Here is an 18,639-nt window from a genome sequence, read left to right as displayed (position 1 = left end):
TGAATAACCTTTAATCACTAGGTTGTCAGATAGTTCTGTGCTTTAGCAAGACCATCGGAAATTTGTGAATACACCTTGTTCACCGCATTACTGGTGTCACTCACCGCGTCCTGACCAAAGTTTGAGAGGCGATCGGCAACTTTATTCACATCTTCCGACCAACCCGCACCATTAACCATTTCAATATCATGTTCTGTTAATTGTTTCATCTTAGGCCTTCCTTTTAATCTGTTAAAGCAAGTCCCCGATACTCCGGGGGCGATGAAAACATTGAGTAATGCTATGGAGATAATTTCTACGCAATGTCTTCACGGGGATTAAGCCTAGAACACCACGACTGAAATTTGACTAGGAATAATCTCCTAAATGATAAAATGTAGTTAACCCGTTGTTTTAAAATTAAATTAATAGTCTTGTGCGTCTGAGTTTTTTATTTTTAGAACAAAAATCAGGCTTATTCACTTTCATTATTAATAATTCCGCACGACTGAAATGCTATCTGCCTGATAATTTACAGAGGTGAAAATTTCATCACGAAAATAAAGGATTATCCTGTTTCAGAGTAATCGCGGTGGCAGGCGGTTTTGTGGCTGCTATCTTTTCGGGATTCTGTTTTTCCGGATCATAAAATATGCTTTTTCGCAAAGAGGTGAATGATCATCAGCAAAATCACTGGGCGGGTAAAGCTTTATTACTCGCCGGCTGGCCTTTATGGATTGTGACTTCACTGACAGCCATTTTTATATTGGCATTACTGATATTCCTAATCTTCGCAAACTACACCCGACGGATTAATGTCAGCGGTGAAATTATTACTCAGCCGCACAGCATCAATTTATTCAGCCCGGAACAGGGCGTAGTTACCGGTTTGTATGTCGATACCGGAAAACCGGTTAAAAAAGGCCAGCCGCTGTATGAAATCGACGTCAGCCGGGTAACGCAAGCAGGGAATGTCAGCACCACCACGCTGGCTGCCATCAAAAAACAGCGCGAGCAAATCGACGCCATTATTGTGCAGCTTCAGCACAATAAGCAGGAAACGCTGGAGAATCTGCAACAGCAGTTGGACCAGTATCAGAAGGCGCATCAGGTCTCGCAAAGCATGGTGGATTCGGCGCAGGAAGGGCTGGATGCCATGAAAAAAAGCATGCAGAACTACGGCGCATATCAGAAAAAAGGGCTGATCAATACCGACCAGCTGAACAACCAGCGGTACTTGTTTTATCAGCAACAAACCTCGTTCCAGAGCCTGAACACGCAGGCGATTCAGGAAGCCTTACAGATAACCAATCTGCGCAGCGAGCTGGTTACGCGCGCCGCCGAATTTGACAATCAGATTTCACAATACGGTTATCAGCGCAACGATCTGGAACGTCAGCTGGCACAGGCCGATGCGAAAGGTTCTTTGCTGATCACCGCCCCGACGTCCGGCAAAATTTCCTCCCTGAGCGTCACGCCGGGTCAGATGGTTAACGCCGGTGACAGCCTGGCGCAGCTGGTGCCGGCCAAAAACTCCCCGTTCTTTCTGGTCGCGTGGCTGCCGAATGAAAGCGTGCCTTACGTGAAAGCCGGTGAACATATCAACATTCGCTACGAAGCCTATCCGTTTGAAAAATATGGCCAGTTCCCCGGAAAAGTGGAATCCATTTCTTCTGCCCCCGTTTCCGAACAGGAGCTGAATACCTACGCCAGCGCGCCGCGCACGGCCAACGGCACGGTCAGCGGCCCCTATTACAAAGTGATTGTTTCACTGGATAAAAAAGCCATGAACTGGCACGGCGAATCGCTGAATTTATCCAGCGGTATGAAAGCTGAATCAACCCTATTCCTGGAGAAAAGGCCGCTGTATCAGTGGATGTTGTCTCCGTATTACAGCATGAAGAAAAGTGTGGTGGGGCCAATCAATGAATCTCGATAACGTACGCGAGCTGGCTGACAGCCTGCATTTCAGCTGGCGCCACCGGGTGCCGCAAATCATTCAAACCGAAGCCGCCGAATGCGGTCTGGCCTGTCTGGCGATGGTGTGTGGCTATCACGGCAAACATGTCGATTTGCAAAGCCTGCGTCAGCGTTATGGCATTTCATCACGCGGTGCAACGTTGCGCATGCTGATGGATATTGCCACCGCCAATGAACTGAAATCCCGCGCGCTGAAGCTGGATATCGACGAGCTTAGCGCCCTTAAAACGCCGTGCATTTTACACTGGGATCTCAACCACTTCGTGGTGCTGGTCGGCGTCAGGCAGGGCAAAGTGATTATTCATGACCCTGCATTCGGGCGGCGTTCGCTGGGCATACGTGAGGTTTCGGAGCACTTCACCGGCGTTGCGCTGGAGCTGTGGCCGGACAACGGTTTCACCCGTGAAAAACCGCGCGTCCGGTTAGATCTGCGAAAAATGATCGGTAACGTCAGCGGCCTGATGCCTGCGCTGACCAAGATTTTCTGCCTGTCGCTGATGATCGAGTCCGTCAACCTGCTGCTGCCGGTCGGGATGCAGCTGGTCATGGACCACGTGATCCCGGCGAAAGACCCGGATCTGCTGACGCTGATTTGCCTGGGTCTGTTGTTCTTCATTATTTTCCGCACCGGCGTCAGTCTGTTGCGCGCCTGGACCTCGCTGGTCATGAGCACGCTGATTGACGTGCAGTGGAAAGCGCGGCTGTTTGACCACCTGCTGAAACTGCCGCTCGACTACTTCGAAAAGCGTAAACTCGGCGATATTCAGTCGCGCTTTGCCTCGCTCGATACCTTGCGTACCACGCTGACCACCAACGTCGTGAACAGCATTATCGACGGCATTATGTCGGTCGGGCTGATCGTCATGATGGTGCTGTACGGCGGCTGGCTGATCTGGGTGATCCTCGGGTTTACCGCCGTTTACGTGGTGTTCCGCCTCACGACGTACAACGCGTATCGTCAGGTTTCGGAAGAACAAATCGTGAAAGGCGCGCGCGCCGGTTCGCATTTTATGGAAACGTTGTACGGCATCAGCACGCTGAAAGCGCTCGGATTATCGAAAGCGCGTGCCAACTTCTGGCTCAATCTGAACATTGATAACGCCAATGCAACGGTGCGTAAAACCAAATTTGAAATGATGTTTACCGGCGGGAACACGCTGATCGCCACGCTCGATCAGGTCGCGCTGCTGTGGCTCGGCGCAACGCAGGTGATCGACGGGCACATGACGCTCGGGATGTTCGTGGCGTTCAACACCTACCGCGGGCAATTTTCCGAACGTGCGGCGAACCTGCTCAACATGGTGTTACAGCTGCGGATGCTTTCGCTGCACCGCGACCGTATCGCGGATATTGCGCTGACGGATACCGAGAAATCCCTGCCGGAGCGTGAGTTGTTGCGGGCGGGCGAAGCGGCGTCGCTGGACGTGCGGGATCTGGTCTTTCAGTACGACAGCCTTTCCGCGCCGCTGATTAATGGCCTGAACCTGTCGGTGGCGGCGGGAGAAAGTGTGGCGATCACCGGGCCATCGGGGCAGGGGAAGACCACGCTGATGAAAATTATGACCGGTTTACTCTCGCCGACCGAAGGCCGCATTCTGATCAACGGCATGGATATCACCTCCGCCGGGCTGAACAATTACCGCAACTGCATCGCCTGTGTGTTGCAGGATGATACGCTGTTCGCCGGTTCTATCGCCGGGAACATCGCCAGCTTTGACGAGGCAAAAGATGAAGAGCGGATCATCGATTGCGCGCGCCGCTGCAACATCCATGACGACATCGAACGTATGCCGATGGGCTACGAAACGCTGATCAGCGAACTGGGCGGCAGCTTGTCCGGCGGCCAGAAACAGCGGCTGCTGATTGCCCGCGCGTTGTATCGCCGTCCTGCCATTTTGTTCCTCGATGAAGCCACCAGTCATCTGGATCTCGACAATGAAGCGCGTATCAATCAGGCAATAAGCGAACTGGATATCACGCGGATATTCATCGCGCACCGGCCATCGACGATTGCCTCAGCCGATCGTGAGATTAAACTCGGCTAAATCCTCTCTCCGGCGATCCCTTTAATTGGGATCGCCTTTCCAAAAATGCGGCCTCTGTTACATCTCCTCACGGAAAGTTCATCATTTGTTTAAAAGTTATTATAAAATGCGGGCTTCATCGTCTGACGGCGCTGCATTGCCTCCTGCCGTCTGAACTGTCTGCGCTCCTGTTTCTAAAAAATATCAGCGCAACAGATTAATTTTTAGGAGTTTTCATGTCGAATCAGTTCCCGAGCTCACGCCTTCGCCGCCTGAGACAGTCCGAATCCCTGCGCACTCTTTTTCAGGAAACTGAATTCAGCGTCAACGATCTGGTACTGCCGATTTTCGTAGAAGAAGAGACCTCTGAATACGTACCCATCGAAGCCATGCCCGGCGTTTTACGCATTCCCGAATCGCGTCTGGCGTTTGAAATTGAACGCTACGCCCGCGCCGGTATCCGCTCGGTGATGACTTTCGGTATTTCGCATCACATGGATGCGACCGGCAGCGACACCTGGAATGAAAAAGGTCTGGTCGCCCGCATGGCGCGTATCTGTAAAGACACCGTGCCTGAAATGATCGTGATGTCCGACACCTGTTTCTGCGAATACACCTCGCACGGCCACTGTGGCGTATTGCACGATCACGGCGTGGATAACGACGCGACGCTCATTAATCTGGGCAAACAGGCCGTCGTTGCCGCTGCTGCCGGTGCTGATTTTATCGCGCCTTCCGCCGCACAGGACGGTCAGGTGCAGGCCATCCGCAGCGCGCTGGACGCAGCCGGTTTTATTGATACATCAATCATGGCGTACTCAACCAAATTCGCGTCCTCATTGTACGGGCCATTCCGCGAAGCGGGCGGCAGCGTGCTGAAAGGCAACCGCAAGCAATACCAGATGAACCCGATGAACCGCCGCGAAGCGGTGCGCGAGTCACTGCTGGATGAGCAGGAAGGCGCCGATGCGCTGATGGTGAAACCGGCGGGCGCGTATCTGGACGTGATCCGCGATATCCGCGAAGCCTCCCGTCTGCCGCTGGCGGCGTATCAGGTCAGCGGTGAATACGCGATGATCAAATTCGCCGCGCAGGCCGGTGCCATCGACGAACGTGCCGTTGTACGTGAAAGCCTCGGCGCGATCAAACGTGCGGGCGCAGATATTATCCTGACGTACTTTGCGATGGATATTGCTGAAAACGGGATTTAATTCCAGGTGAACTGATAAAGTTCAATGACGGGGCTAAACGCCGGTATCAAAGGGGATCATGTTAAACATGAACCCCTTTTTTTGGAGCTATTCAGCGCAGAAATAGTTCATGTAAAACTACCTCTGATTTCGTATTTCATATCTTAAATTGCCAGGCGTAGAGTGATATCCCGATTTCATTTATTTAAATGAAAATAAAAGGACATTCACTATGGCAAAGGGATTTTTTCTTAGAATCGGCGATAAAACGACATGTGGCGGCGAGATTATCAGCGGGAGCGCTACGCTGCGGTTTCACGGTATGCCCGGAGCACGCATTGGCGATAAAGTCACCTACGGTAAATTTCCAGGAAAGTTTGAAATCGTCGGCGGATTGCCCAAACGACGCAATGAAGGTTTATTGCTTGCGGGAACGTTGCACAGCAACAGCTCTTGTCCCTGCGGGTCGACCTTTATTCCTTCCATCGAAAATGGTTATGAAAAGAAATCGGTAATACTGCCTGAAACAGACGGCTTTGCTGGCTGGCAAAACCCACGCCCCGACGACAGCGAAGAACCCGACCAACATGCGCAGTCCGCCAGACGCAATAAACAAACGCAACCTAACTCTCAACCTTCCCAATTTAAAAACACTCCTGAACAGTCATCGCCATCTGACGAAAAGCCGAAACGTGAAATCACGCTGACGATAGGCGTGTTTTTCGACGGCACGGGCAATAACGCGGTCAATACCGAAAACATGCTGAAAGCCTGCAACAGTGAACATTTTAATTTAAATGATAAAGATGCTCAGTCGGTATTAGCGCAATGCGGGAAAAGGCAAATGGGGTTTTCCGGTTCTGGTGCCACCAGTTACACCGGGTATTACACCAACGTGCATTGGTTGAATACGTTGTATCAACAAAACTTCTCAGCAGAGAGTGCGCACGTTCAAAGAGCAATTTATGTTGAGGGGATTGGCACAAAAGCGGGCAGCCCGGACAGCACCGTGGGTCTGGGCTTGGGAATATCAGATACCGGGGTGGTCGCGAAAACGGATGACGCAGTAGCAAATTTAGCGCAGGCAATTATTGCCGCCAAAGATAATATCCCCGGATATGAAGATATTGTTGTAAAAACTCTACAGTTCGATATTTTCGGCTTCAGCCGCGGAGCCGCCGCCGCCCGGCATTTCGCTAACCGGGTCTTCTCTGAAGACGCTGCAATCGTGACGGCTATTCGTCAGGGGATCGGTGAGGTGGAATATCACGGTATGCCTGCCGGGAAAAACCGTTTTATCGGCCTCTTCGATACCGTCGCGGCCATTGGTACGCCTGCTAATGGCCTGAATCCGCACACAGCCGATACCGGTGAGGTCAATATTGTTCTGCGGCCCGGGATCGCAGAGAAAGTGTTCCAGATTACGGCGCAGAACGAATGCCGCTTTAACTTTGCTTCCAACAGCATAAAAGAGGCGTGGCCGGAGCTGGCGTTACCCGGCGTACATTCGGATATCGGTGGTGGTTATCTGCCTCAGGAACAGGAAAATATCTACCTGAGCCGCCCGCGGGTGGAGACCGTAAAACTGCAAACACCGGGAGATCAGACACAGGTTTACAGGCAGGCAATCGACGACCGGGAAATCCTGGGGGTTGCCCCCACAGTGGCCCCCATCGTATGCACAAACTCAGTGTCACCTGAAACCTGGTATGACGACCGGATGCCGCAGGACCGTTACGGAAACTTTCAAAAACGCAGTTTTGCTGCACTGACAATGCGCGGAAGGGTGGTGAAAAATGACTGGTCGAAGGTGGTGCTGAGAGTCATGCTCGATGCCGCTCAGGAGGCCGGGGCATTTTTGAGGAAATTCAGGACGATGATGATTTGACGCTCCCAAGTGAACTGATTTCGTTTTGCACCAAGGCTATTGCATTTGGCAAGGCAACTCGCCTTGGCCCAACTCCGAACGGCTTTACTCCTCATGAAATTGACCTGATCGCCAGAGATTATATTCACTGCTCGGCGAACTGGAACGCTGTCGTCACAAATGCAGATGGTGTCGTGCAGGGCGGAGCATCACCGGCAGAACTCATCAGTTTTACCAACCGGCCTGACGAGAAGTGGGCCCGCACGGTATACAACATGGACGGCAAAAAACTATGGTCTTAAAAGGGATTTCCTCTCTGCTATTCGTGTTGAGCCTTACTGGCTGTCACTCGCTGGCAGCACAACATACACCGGGTCGCTCAGCACCGGTTGCAGAAGGTGACTGGTCACTGCCTTACGGGAAATGGGAGTTTGCTTTTTTGACTCCTGAGGCATTACCGGCGACGGTGACGCACGTGCGTATTGTCGATACTGCCGGTTATCTGAATACATTCAATATGCTGGATGGAACTCATCAAGACCCCAATATTGTGGGGCGCTGGAGCGATAAAAGCCGGAGTGGAACCGTGAATTACAACAAAGCCAGCCATCCTCCGCAATATATGGTGTTCTGCTGGGATTCTATTATCGACATGAAAACCTACGAAACCAGCCTGTTTTTCCCGCAGGAAGTGTGGGAGAAAATGCGGACTCCAGCCGGCCACAAAGCCCGCTCAGGCAATACGGTCTGGTATAAAACGATGTTATTCGGGCTGGCACCGGAAGGAAAAGTCAGAGTCTGGTTGCAGGACGTCGGTGATTATCCCAATCACCCGGTACACGTAATTAAGCTGCAAACGCTCTCGGGCGATAAGTTGGATGTGTGCAAAGGGATTACCCGGCATTCTAAAGGATATAGTTATACCCAAAAGACTCAGGACTTCATCAAAGGGAAAACATACCCTTACGGCGAATGGTGAATTTGACACACGGTATACAACATGGACGGTAAAAAACTATGGTCTTAAAAGGGATTTTCTCTCTGCTATTCGTGTTGAGCCTTACCGGCTGTCACTTGCAGGCAGCACAACAAACACAGGGTCGCTCGGCACCGGTCGCTGAGGGAGACTGGTCACTGCCTTACGGGAAATGGGGTTTTGCATTCTTTACCCCAGAGGCTCTTCCCGCAACCGTGACTCATGTAAGGATTGTCGACACTGCTGGCTACCTGAATATGTTTAACACCTTGGACGGAACGCAAAGTAATCCTTACAGCGTGGGAAAATGGTTCGATAAAGTTCAACGTGGTACTCATTTCAACAAAGCCAGCCATCCTCCGCAATATATGGTGTTCTGCTGGGACTCCATTATTGACATGAAAACCTACGAAACCAGCCTGTTTTTCCCGCAGGAAGTGTGGGAGAAAATGCGGATTTCTAACGGTAAGGACATGTTCGGCAACACGGCCTGGTATGACACGATGTTATTCGGCTTGGCACCGGAAGGAAAAGTCAGAGTCTGGCTGCAAAACAGCGCGGGTGGGGTCAATTATCCGGTTCCCGTAATTAAGCTGCAAACGCTCTCGGGCGATAAGTTGGATGTGTGCAAAGGGATAACAAAAAGTGATTTCACTTACGGCTACGATCAGGACATCAAAGATTTCATTAAAGGAAAAACCTATCCCTATGGGGCGTGGTGAATACTCAGAGCCGGTCACAACTGGCACTGCCCCGAAAATTGCAGGTATAATCCCTGAAATTATTCAACGGGTTTAGAAACGAAAATGACAAAACTGTCCTTACAAGAGCAATTGCTTAAAGCGGGTTTAGTGACCAGCAAAAAAATGGCCAAAGTCGAAAAAACGGCTAAAAAATCACGAGTTCAGGCTCGTGAAGCCAGAGCGGCTGTGGAAGAAAATAAAAAGGCACAGCTTGAGCGCGATAAGCTGCTCAACGAACAGCAAAAACAAGCGGCGTTATCGAAAGAATATAAAGCGCAGGTGAAGCAGCTTATTGAAATGAACAAAATTGATATTGCAAAAGGTGATATCGGTTTTAACTTCACCGACAATAATTTAATCAAAAAGATATTTGTGGATAAGACGACGCAGGCTCAGCTGATCAGCGGGCGTCTTGCTATTGCGCGTCTGATTGCGGAGAAAACGGGTGAAAGTGAATACGCGATTATTCCCGCCATCGTGGCCGATAAAATTGCCCAGCGGGATGCCAACAGTATCGTATTAAACAGTGCGCTGAGTCAGGAAGAGCAGGATGAAGAAGATCCGTATGCTGACTTTAAAGTGCCTGATGATTTGATGTGGTAAGGGTTGATTTACGTTTGTTTATGTAATCAATAGCATGTTCAGAACGGGCTGTTACACCGCGCGTTGACCGGTTCTCCGCTGACGGGATGAATAAAATCCAGCTCGCTGGCGTGGAGCATCAGTCGGGGCGTGTGTTCTGTCCCCGCCAACAGACGGCCGCCATACAGATCGCAGCCCAAAATAGGGTGCCCCAGATGCTGGCAGTGAATGCGTAACTGATGGGTGCGCCCGGTTTCCGGGGTGAGCTGCACCCGCGTCAACTGCAGTAACGTCCCGTCTTCTAACCTTTGCTCAAAGCGTTCAATGACCTGATAGCGCGATTGCGCGGGCTTGCCGGTGAGCGCACAAATCGACATCAGCGGGAACAGCGCCGGATCTTTGGCAATCGCCGCGTCGATCACCCCTTCGTTGTCGTTCAGATGCCCGCAGAGCAGTGCGCTGTACATTTTTGTCACGGTGCGCTGGCTGAACTGGTGACAGAGAGCAGCGTTAATCGCCTTGTTGCGGGCAATCACCATCAGCCCGGAAGTGCCGAAATCCAGACGATGAATCAGGGTGCAGCCGGGGAATATCTTAACCAGCCGGTAATGCACCGAATCGAGATTTTGCGGATTTTTACCCGAGAGGCTGAGCAGCCCGGAGGGTTTATTGATGAGCACCAGATGCTCATCCTGGAAGAGAATTGCAATCTCGTCATGGCACGGCGGGGCAATAAAAGTATCGATAATCGCAGACATCAGGCAGCCCGGCTGGAAAGTGGGGGAAGATGATAACGAATTTTCAGCCGACTGCCAGAATTAGCGCAGATCTCTGCTTCTCATCACGTAAACCGCAGCGCCTATTTTTTCACAATGCCCGCAATATCATTGGTATTCATCAGATGATAATCGCCGTTCATGTCAGTGTAACTGGTCATGCCGGTATCGCGATCGCGGTCAGGTTCGCCGTGGGCAAAAAGTTGATCACCGGATTTGGTGTTGATCACATAGTCTCTGGCGCAACCGGTTAAGGTCATCGCCACAACTATCGCCGTCAGGCAGGATAATATCTTCATTGTTCAGTCGTTTCCCGTTGCAATCATCTGCCCGCATTACAAAACAACCCGCCGTAAGAAGCAAAGGATAAAAATGTCACCACGCGTAATTGTGTGAACTGAGTGACTGATTTATCAAGGTTCATTTTGGTGCATAGGCTTTCGCTATCTTCTTTTTCACCTGTTTCTCAGCACCAGCGCAGTGCGGTGTGATCCCGTCGTCGTTTCTGTGAGTTGCCCGTAACGCGGGCTGAGCGCTATCTATACTCACAGAGCCCGACACATTATCAGCGGTTTGGAAACACTGGCAGATATTTTGCTTAAGTTTCTATTCGTTGATTCAACCTCGGGAAACTTTTCGTCTTTTGGCAACGGCTTTGAATTTCAAAATTAAGCTTCAGAATTTTCTTTTTAGTTCAGGTTTCTACTCAAACACAGTGCTAAGGATCATGACGATGTCGATGAAATTTATGAGAAGTCCGCTCTCTTTGTTGCTGGCTGGTTGTCTGGTGACCGCTTTCTCCGCGCGTGCGGATATTGTGATTGGCGTCGCGGGTCCGTTTACCGGGCCGAATGCGACTTACGGTGATCAGTACTGGCATGGGGCCACGCAGGCTGCCGAAGACATTAATGCCGCAGGCGGGATTAATGGCGAAAAAATTAAACTGGTGCAGGGTGATGACGCCTGCGAACCGAAACAGGCGGTGGCGGTGGCCAACCGTTTAGTCGATCAGGATAAAGTGCAGGCCGTGGTCGGGCATTTCTGTTCTTCCTCCACCATGCCCGCCTCCGAGGTGTATAACGACGCCGGAATTATTGCCATCACGCCGGGATCCACCAACCCGCAAATCACCGAACGCGGCATGAGTGACATGTTCCGCATGTGTGGCCGCGACGATCAGCAGGGGTTAGTGGCCAGCGATTACATCATCGACAAACTGAAAGCCAAAAAAGTGGTCATCATCCACGACAAAGACACCTACGGGCAGGGGCTGGCGGACGCCACCAAAGCGGCGCTCAACAAACGTGGCGTGAAAGAGGTGATGTACGAAGGGTTGTCTCGCGGTGAAAAAGATTTCAACGCGCTGGTGACCAAAATCAGTGCGCAAAAACCGGATGTGGTGTTCTTCGGCGGCTGCCATCCGGAAGCCGGTCCGTTAGTACGTCAGATGCGTGAACAGGGCGTTCAGGCGACCTTCTTCTCCGGCGACTGTATCGTCAACGAGGAAATGGTGACCGCTGCCGGTGGCCCGCAATACACCAACGGCATTCTGATGACCTTCGGCAAAGACCCGCGCCTGATCCCGGACGGTAAGGCCGTTATCGATAAATTCCGCGCCAGCAAATTCGAGCCGGAAGGTTACACCCTTTATTCCTACGCGTCGGTTCAGGCCATTGCCGCCGCATTCAAAGCCACTGGTGGGACGGATTCCGCCAAAGCCAGCGCCTGGCTGAAAGCCAACAGCGTCGATACCGTCATGGGCAAGAAAGCCTGGGACAGCAAAGGCGATCTCAAAGTTTCCGACTATGTCGTTTATAAGTGGGATGACAAAGGCAAATACCAGGAAGTGAAAGAATAAAACCATATCAGACAAAGACCGCGTTCCGGCGAACGCGGTCGCAAAAAGAGACTGCGTATTTATGGATTCATTCTTTCTGCAACAACTGTTTAATGGCATCACGCTCGGCGCTGTCTACGGTTTGATCGCCATCGGCTACACCATGGTTTACGGCATTATTGGCATGATTAACTTCGCCCACGGCGAGGTTTACATGATTTCTGCGTACCTGTGCGCCATCGCATTGGCGCTACTTTCCTTCTTCGGATTGCACTCCTTTCCGCTGCTGATCCTCGGCACGCTGGTGTTCACCATTGTGGTGACCGGCGTTTATGGCTGGGCGATTGAACGCATCGCCTACAAACCGTTGCGAAACTCTACCCGCCTCGCGCCGCTGATCTCCGCCATCGGGATGTCGCTCATCCTGCAAAACTACGCTCAAATCAGCCAGGGCCCGAGGCAGCAGGGGATCCCGACGATGTTTGATGGCGCGCTGCGTTTCCATATTGGCGACAGTTTCGTGCAAATGACGTACACCAAGCTGTTCATTCTGCTGGCTTCCTTCGTCGGGATGCTGGTGCTGTCGTGGATTATCAGTAATACCAAGCTCGGGCGGATGTGTCGCGCCGTGCAGCAGGACCGCAAAATGGCGTCGATTCTGGGTATCAATACCGACCGTATCATTTCGCTGGTCTTTATGATTGGCGCGGCGATGGCCGGGCTGGCGGGCGTGCTGGTCACCATGAATTACGGCACGTTTGATTTTTACGCCGGATTCATCATCGGTATCAAAGCATTTACGGCGGCAGTGTTGGGCGGCATTGGTTCGTTGCCCGGCGCGATGCTGGGCGGGTTGATTCTGGGGATCGCCGAGGCGCAGTTCTCGGGCATGGTGAACTCGGATTATAAAGATGTCTTTTCGTTTGGATTGCTGGTGGTGATCCTCATTTTCCGCCCTCAGGGCCTGCTGGGTCGTCCGGTCGTGACGAAAGTGTGAGGGGAAAAAATGACGTCACAAACTGAGGTGAGGAGCGGTTTTTCGCTCAAACGTTGTGTGCTCGATGCCATTTTTGCCGGGCTGGTTGCGCTGATTATTTTCGGCCCGGTGGTGGGCGTGGTACTTGATGGCTACAGTTTTACATTCCACAGCCAGCGGCTGGTGTGGATTATCGCCGCGGTGATGCTCGGACGTTTCCTGCTCAGCGCTTTTTTGGAAACGCCGTCAGGGCAGAAAATGCGTGCGCGGTTCGAGGCGGACAGCGCGGGAGTGTATGTGCGTCCGCCGGATTACAAAAGTCACTTGCGCTGGGTCATTCCGCTGATTCTGGTGCTGGCAATTTTCTTCCCGTTCGTGGCCACGAAATACATTTTGACCGTCGCGATTTTAGGGCTGATTTACGTCCTTCTGGGCCTCGGGCTCAATATCGTGGTCGGGCTGGCGGGGTTGTTAGATCTCGGATACGTGGCTTTTTACGCGATTGGCGCGTACGGGCTGGCGCTGGGGTATCAGTATCTTGGCCTCGGGTTCTGGTCGATGCTGCCGCTGGCGGCGCTCATGGCTGCACTGGCGGGCGCGCTGCTGGGTTTCCCGGTGCTGCGTATGCACGGCGATTATCTGGCGATCGTGACGCTCGGTTTCGGGGAAATCATCCGTCTGGTGCTGACCAACTGGCTGTCGTTTACCGGCGGGCCGAACGGCGTGTCCGCGCCGCCGCCCACCTTTTTTGGGCTGGAATTCGGCAGGCACGCGAAAGAGGGCGGCGTGCCGTTTCATGAGTTTTTCCATCTGACCTACAACCCGAACATGAAGTTTATTTTCATCTACGCGGTGCTGGTTCTGGTGGTGTTGCTGGTGCTGTTTATCAAACATCGTCTGACCCGGATGCCGATTGGCCGCGCGTGGGAAGCGCTGCGCGAGGACGAAATCGCCTGCCGCGCTATGGGACTGAACCATGTGCTGGTAAAACTTTCGGCGTTTACGCTTGGCGCATCAACCGCCGGCATTGCCGGGGTATTTTTTGCCACCTATCAGGGATTCGTTAACCCGACGTCATTCACCTTTTTTGAATCCGCGCTGATCCTCGCCATTGTGGTGCTCGGCGGTATGGGCTCGACCCTCGGCGTGGTGCTGGCGGCGTTTGTTCTTACCGTAGCGCCGGAGTTGTTGCGCAGCTTTGCGGAATACCGCGTGCTGCTGTTTGGCGTGCTGATGGTGTTGATGATGATCTGGCGGCCGCGCGGGTTAATCCGTATCAGCCGCAGCGGGTTTACCGTGCGTAAAGGCGTCGCGCCATGAGTGAGACTCTGAATCATGACAACATTCTCAGCGTGCAACATCTGATGATGCATTTTGGCGGGATCAGGGCGCTCAATGACGTCAATCTGGACGTGAAACGCGGCTCAATCACCGCATTAATCGGCCCGAACGGCGCGGGGAAAACCACGGTATTTAACTGTCTGACCGGGTTTTACAAGGCGACCGGCGGCAATATTTTACTCAATACGCAGCGCCGCACGACCAATGTGATTCAGGTGCTCGGGCAGAAATTCCAGGCCAGTGACTGGGTCAAACCGGCCCAGCTCGGGCAGCGGATTTTCTACAAAATGTTCGGCGGAACACATCTGGTGAACCGCGCCGGGCTGGCGCGGACGTTCCAGAACATCCGTCTGTTCCGCGAAATGTCCGTCGTCGAAAACCTGCTGGTGGCACAGCATATGCAAACTAACCGCAATCTGATTGCCGGTGTGCTGAATACGCCGGGCTATCGCCGTGCGGAAAATCAGGCGCTGGATCGTGCATTTTACTGGCTGGAAGTGGTGGAGCTGGTGGACTGCGCTAACCGGCTGGCGGGGGAAATGTCGTACGGGCAACAGCGGCGTCTGGAAATCGCCCGGGCGATGTGTACCGCGCCGGAAATGATTTGCCTCGATGAACCCGCGGCGGGGCTGAACCCGGTTGAAACGCGCACGCTGAGCAAAATCATCCGTTTTCTGCGCGATCATCATGACATCACCGTGCTGCTGATCGAACACGATATGGGTATGGTGATGGAGATTTCCGATCACATCATCGTACTCGACCACGGCGACGTGATTGCCGAGGGCATTCCGCAGGCTATTCAGAACGATGAAAAAGTGATCGCCGCTTATCTCGGCGCTGATGAAGACGATGAGGTCAGCTTATGAGCGATACGATGCTGGAGTTTCGTGAGGTCGATGTTTTTTACGGTGCGATCCAGGCGCTGCAAAACGTGTCGTTGCAGGTTGACGAGGGTGAAACGGTGGCGCTGATCGGCGCAAACGGCGCAGGCAAATCGACGCTGCTGATGTCAATTTTCGGGCAGCCGCGCGTGCAGAACGGGCAAATTCTGTTTCGCGGGGAAGATATCAGCCGTAAGTCCACGCACTTTGTGGCGTCGGCCGGGATTGCGCAATCGCCGGAAGGGCGGCGGGTTTTCCCCGACATGACCGTCGAAGAGAACCTGCTGATGGGCACCATTCCGGTGGGCAATAAATACGCGGCGGAAGATTTGCAGACGATGTTTGATTTATTCCCCCGTCTGAAAGAGCGCCGGAAACAGCGGGCGATGACCATGTCCGGCGGTGAGCAGCAAATGCTGGCGATAGCGCGTGCGCTGATGAGCCGTCCGAAATTGCTATTGCTGGATGAACCGAGCCTCGGGCTGGCACCCATCGTCGTCAAACAGATTTTCCAGACGCTGCGGGAGCTGGCGCGCAACGGCATGACTATTTTCCTGGTGGAACAGAATGCACATCATGCCCTGAAGCTTTCCGACCGGGGTTACGTGATGGTTAACGGGCAGATACGTCTGAGCGGAACCGGGGACGAATTGCTACACAATCAGGAGGTCAGAAAAGCCTATTTAGGCGGCATTTAATCCTCTTTTGCCTTGCTGCCACGCCACATATTTCGCGGTGGCCAGCAAGGCATTTCCCATAAGGTTTATTCTGAATTTCTCAATTTCAAACCCCCCTCCACATTTTTCTCACAGTATTCCGTTATCATGCAATTCTTACAAATTGGTGACCAGAAAGTTAAATTTCTGAGTTATCATGCAGAGTTAACCTTCAAAAATTTGTTAAAGATGAGTTTTTTAGGACGAATCAATGACCTGACGCAGCGTTAAAACGTTGACCCCCAGTGGACAACGGGCTATATAACGCTGTCCGTTTTTGGCATGAATTTTCCTGTCTCAAGGATCAAGGATGAAGTGAATGGCGAAGGGCCATTCATTCGATGCGTTGAACCGTCGGCGCTGCTCGTAAAACAGCAGAAATGGGTCGTAGCGTTTATTGTTTAATCAGACAGGGTGCTGAAATGGCTTCTGAGATAATTTCTTTTGTTTTATTTCTTTCCTCTATCTTTTTGTACGTCACCCGTGCGTCGGCCAGCCGTGTCTGGTTTTCGCTGGTTCTGTTTTTCCTCGGCCTTTACGTCATCCTTAACGTCATTCTGATTGGCAGTAACTATTTTACCGGCGAAGGCATTACCGACGCGGTGCTCTACACCGTGACCAGCAGCCTGAAAGGCGCCGGGCTGAACAAATATATTCTGCCGTTCCTGGGGTTACTTGCGGGCCTGATTGCCGTATTTGCGGTGCTGGCATGGGCGCTGAAACAGCGTCGCGCCAAAAACAGCAGCGCGGCGTACAGCGTTCTGGCGGTGGTGCTGGCGGTGTTTTCGGTCGGATCCACGCAGGCTTTCCAAAATATTTCCCGTCTGGTAAAAACGCAGATCTCCGGCAATGGCGCGGACTTCGACACGTATTACAAAGTGCCGGAAAAAGTGGTGAAAGGCGCGAAAAAGCCAAACCTGGTTTACATCTATGGCGAAAGTCTGGAACGCACTTATTTTGATGAAAAAGTGTTCCCGGGGCTGACCACCGAATTAAGCCGCCATAAAGCGCAAAGCATTGATTTTACCAATACCAAACAGGTTCCCGGCACCGGCTATACCATCGCCGGTATGGTGGCTTCACAGTGCGGTATCCCGCTGTTTGCCCCGTTTGATGGCAATGCGTCCAGCGCGCTCGCCACGTTCTATCCGGAAAACGTCTGTCTCGGCGATGTACTGAAAGGCGCGGGTTACACCAACTATTTCTATCAGGGTGCGGAACTGGCGTTTGCCGGTAAAGGCACGTTTCTGAAATCTCACGGTTTTGATCATCTGTATGGCTACAACGAACTGCGTCCGACCGTGGCTGACCCGTCATATAAAAACGACTGGGGCTGGTATGACGACACGCTGCTCGACGAGGTTTATAAGAAATTCATTACGCTGAGCAAAGAGGGTAAACCTTTCTCGCTGTTTGCGCTGACGGTCGATACGCATCACCCGGACGGCTTTATTTCCCGGGGTTGCACCCGCAAAGACTATAAAGTAAACGGGAAATCCAATCAGTCCCTGAGCGCGGTATCCTGTAGTCAGGAGCTGATTTCAGCGTTTATCGACAAAATTAAAGCGTCCGGTTATTTCGATAACACCCTCATTGTGGTGTCTTCCGACCATCTGGCGATGAACAACACCGCGTATAACATTCTGACCAAGCAAAACCGCAAGGACTTGTTCTTCGTGCTCGATGGCCGTAAACCAGTTGGCGATCTGAACGCGGCGAAACGTAGCACCCTTGATAACGGTGCCACGGTGCTTGATATCATGGGCGGCGATAACTACATCGGCCTGGGGCGCAGCGGTTTTTCCGCGACATCCATGACCGCGCAGTTCCTCAATATTGATGACAAAGTGAATGCCTGGAAACCGGCGGTTATCAAACAATGGGGCTTCCCGAACAGCATCAAGAATTACACGGTCAACAACAAAGACAGCAGCTTCACGTTCTCCGGGATGACCATCAAGACGCCGTTCATCCTGAAAGTGACTGGCGAAAAAATCGAGCCGATGTTTGATGTGTATCTGTCGACGCCGCTCAAGAAACAGCTTGCCGGTCTGGCCACCAGCGATAACTTCGTCTGGGTTGATAAATGCTACGAAATGGGCCGCGTCTGGGCACCGGAGTTGTCGCTCAATACCGGTCTTTGTGTGGCATCCGGCAACCTTGGTGCGAAGCCGTCCATCGTTCAGGTCAGTGGCGATATGTTCAAAGGCAAAGTCGACTTTGCCAAGGATACGTCGGGCAGCAATGCGATTTACCAGAAAACCCTGACGGCGCTGAACATTGATGACGAAGCAACAACGTATCAGTCGCCGTCGATTGCGTTTATGGTGCCTGGATTACCCGAGCAGGTGAAAGCGATTACGGGCGTTTCTTCGGTTGAAAACTGGGGACGCTGGTCGGATGCCAATCTGGCGCCGTCGGTAAAAATCGATTTTGTCAAACCGCTGCCTGAGACCTTTGATGTCGTGATCCGTGCCAGAGCCTACGGAAATAACATCGACAAACCGGTTTCCGTGCGCGTCGGCGATCAGGAACAGTTTGTAACCTTCGGCGATCAGGACGGTATTGTGAAGTTGCAGTTCACCAACCCGGAAGCGGCGCAAAGTATCGTGATTACGCCACCGGCACCGACCGAACCGACCGAAGGCACCAGCGGGGGGTTCCAGCCGCGAAAACTCGGCATCGGCATGGTATCGCTGGAAGTTCAGCCGGTCGACCCGCAGTCATAGCCGTCATAAATATACTGGTGTCAGGAATCAGGAAAACCC

The 18,639-nt window shown here is 52.4% G+C and carries 15 protein-coding genes and 1 pseudogene; 13 read left to right on the top strand and 3 right to left on the bottom strand.

From position 1 onward, the window contains the following. Positions 1-17: 17 nt before the first annotated feature. The gene (locus ACM5QY_RS18575; protein WP_416122151.1) at positions 18-209 is read right to left on the bottom strand and encodes a chemotaxis protein; all 192 of its coding nucleotides are present in this window, start codon (positions 207-209) and stop codon (positions 18-20) included. Between the two features lie 422 nt (positions 210-631). Between ACM5QY_RS18575 and ACM5QY_RS18570 the strand changes: the two genes are divergently transcribed. The 7 genes and pseudogenes from ACM5QY_RS18570 to ACM5QY_RS18540 all read left to right on the top strand — a co-directional run bounded on the left by ACM5QY_RS18570 (position 632) and on the right by ACM5QY_RS18540 (position 9,362). Further along, a complete protein-coding gene (locus tag ACM5QY_RS18570; RefSeq protein WP_416122150.1) occupies positions 632-1,918 on the top strand; it encodes an HlyD family secretion protein in 1,287 nt (428 codons plus the stop codon). Continuing rightward, positions 1,905-4,004 (top strand): peptidase domain-containing ABC transporter, encoded by a 2,100-nt coding sequence (locus ACM5QY_RS18565; RefSeq protein ID WP_416122149.1) that lies wholly within the window; start codon positions 1,905-1,907, stop codon positions 4,002-4,004. The genes ACM5QY_RS18570 and ACM5QY_RS18565 overlap by 14 nt, the downstream gene beginning before the upstream one ends. Positions 4,005-4,219: 215 nt before the next feature. Then, positions 4,220-5,194: a porphobilinogen synthase gene (gene hemB / locus ACM5QY_RS18560; protein ID WP_416122148.1), complete on the top strand. Its 975-nt coding sequence runs from the start codon at positions 4,220-4,222 to the stop codon at positions 5,192-5,194. A gap of 211 nt (positions 5,195-5,405) precedes the next feature. Then, positions 5,406-7,342, top strand: a pseudogene (locus ACM5QY_RS18555) (phospholipase effector Tle1 domain-containing protein). Then, entirely contained in the window at positions 7,333-8,019 is a 687-nt protein-coding gene (locus tag ACM5QY_RS18550) for a DUF2931 family protein (RefSeq protein ID WP_416122147.1), read from the top strand. Before ACM5QY_RS18555 ends, ACM5QY_RS18550 begins: the two are co-directional and overlap by 10 nt. Before the next feature lie 38 nt (positions 8,020-8,057). Next, positions 8,058-8,738 (top strand): DUF2931 family protein, encoded by a 681-nt coding sequence (locus tag ACM5QY_RS18545; protein WP_416122146.1) that lies wholly within the window; start codon positions 8,058-8,060, stop codon positions 8,736-8,738. Positions 8,739-8,822: 84 nt separating this feature from the next. After that, entirely contained in the window at positions 8,823-9,362 is a 540-nt protein-coding gene (locus ACM5QY_RS18540; RefSeq protein ID WP_104922483.1) for a DUF2058 domain-containing protein, read from the top strand. Between the two features lie 38 nt (positions 9,363-9,400). On the opposite strand, the gene ACM5QY_RS18535 is transcribed toward ACM5QY_RS18540, so the two are convergent. Both ACM5QY_RS18535 and ACM5QY_RS18530 read right to left on the bottom strand, forming a co-directional pair. Continuing rightward, complete coding sequence (locus ACM5QY_RS18535; protein WP_416122145.1) at positions 9,401-10,099, bottom strand: RluA family pseudouridine synthase; 699 nt, start codon at positions 10,097-10,099, stop codon at positions 9,401-9,403. Positions 10,100-10,200: 101 nt separating this feature from the next. Beyond that, positions 10,201-10,416: a YgdI/YgdR family lipoprotein gene (locus ACM5QY_RS18530; RefSeq protein WP_416122144.1), complete on the bottom strand. Its 216-nt coding sequence runs from the start codon at positions 10,414-10,416 to the stop codon at positions 10,201-10,203. 434 nt (positions 10,417-10,850) lie between these two features. Here ACM5QY_RS18530 and ACM5QY_RS18525 point away from each other — a divergent pair, with 434 nt between their 5' ends. The 6 genes from ACM5QY_RS18525 (at position 10,851) to opgB (ending at position 18,600) form a co-directional block, all read left to right on the top strand. Beyond that, entirely contained in the window at positions 10,851-11,975 is a 1,125-nt protein-coding gene (locus ACM5QY_RS18525; RefSeq protein WP_416122143.1) for a branched-chain amino acid ABC transporter substrate-binding protein, read from the top strand. 61 nt (positions 11,976-12,036) lie between these two features. Continuing rightward, positions 12,037-12,951 (top strand): ABC transporter permease subunit, encoded by a 915-nt coding sequence (locus ACM5QY_RS18520; protein ID WP_416122142.1) that lies wholly within the window; start codon positions 12,037-12,039, stop codon positions 12,949-12,951. A 9-nt stretch (positions 12,952-12,960) separates the two neighbouring features. Then, entirely contained in the window at positions 12,961-14,250 is a 1,290-nt protein-coding gene (gene livM / locus ACM5QY_RS18515; RefSeq protein ID WP_416122141.1) for a high-affinity branched-chain amino acid ABC transporter permease LivM, read from the top strand. Then, positions 14,247-15,140 carry an ABC transporter ATP-binding protein gene (locus ACM5QY_RS18510; RefSeq protein ID WP_416122140.1) on the top strand — a complete coding sequence of 298 codons (894 nt, stop codon included), beginning with the start codon at positions 14,247-14,249 and terminating at the stop codon, positions 15,138-15,140. Before livM ends, ACM5QY_RS18510 begins: the two co-directional genes overlap by 4 nt. Next, on the top strand, positions 15,137-15,853 hold the full coding sequence (locus ACM5QY_RS18505) for an ABC transporter ATP-binding protein (protein ID WP_416122139.1): 717 nt from the start codon (positions 15,137-15,139) through the stop codon (positions 15,851-15,853). The genes ACM5QY_RS18510 and ACM5QY_RS18505 overlap by 4 nt, the downstream gene beginning before the upstream one ends. Before the next feature lie 440 nt (positions 15,854-16,293). After that, positions 16,294-18,600, top strand: coding sequence for a phosphatidylglycerol--membrane-oligosaccharide glycerophosphotransferase (gene opgB, locus ACM5QY_RS18500; protein ID WP_416122138.1), 2,307 nt, complete (start codon positions 16,294-16,296; stop codon positions 18,598-18,600). Positions 18,601-18,639: the final 39 nt, after the last annotated feature.

Origin of the sequence: Rahnella sp. PCH160, from assembly GCF_047784855.1 — a bacterium.
Taxonomy (GTDB): Bacteria; Pseudomonadota; Gammaproteobacteria; order Enterobacterales; family Enterobacteriaceae; genus Rahnella.
Note: the sequence above shows the minus strand (reverse complement) of the source record. Positions and strands in the feature narration are given on the sequence as shown.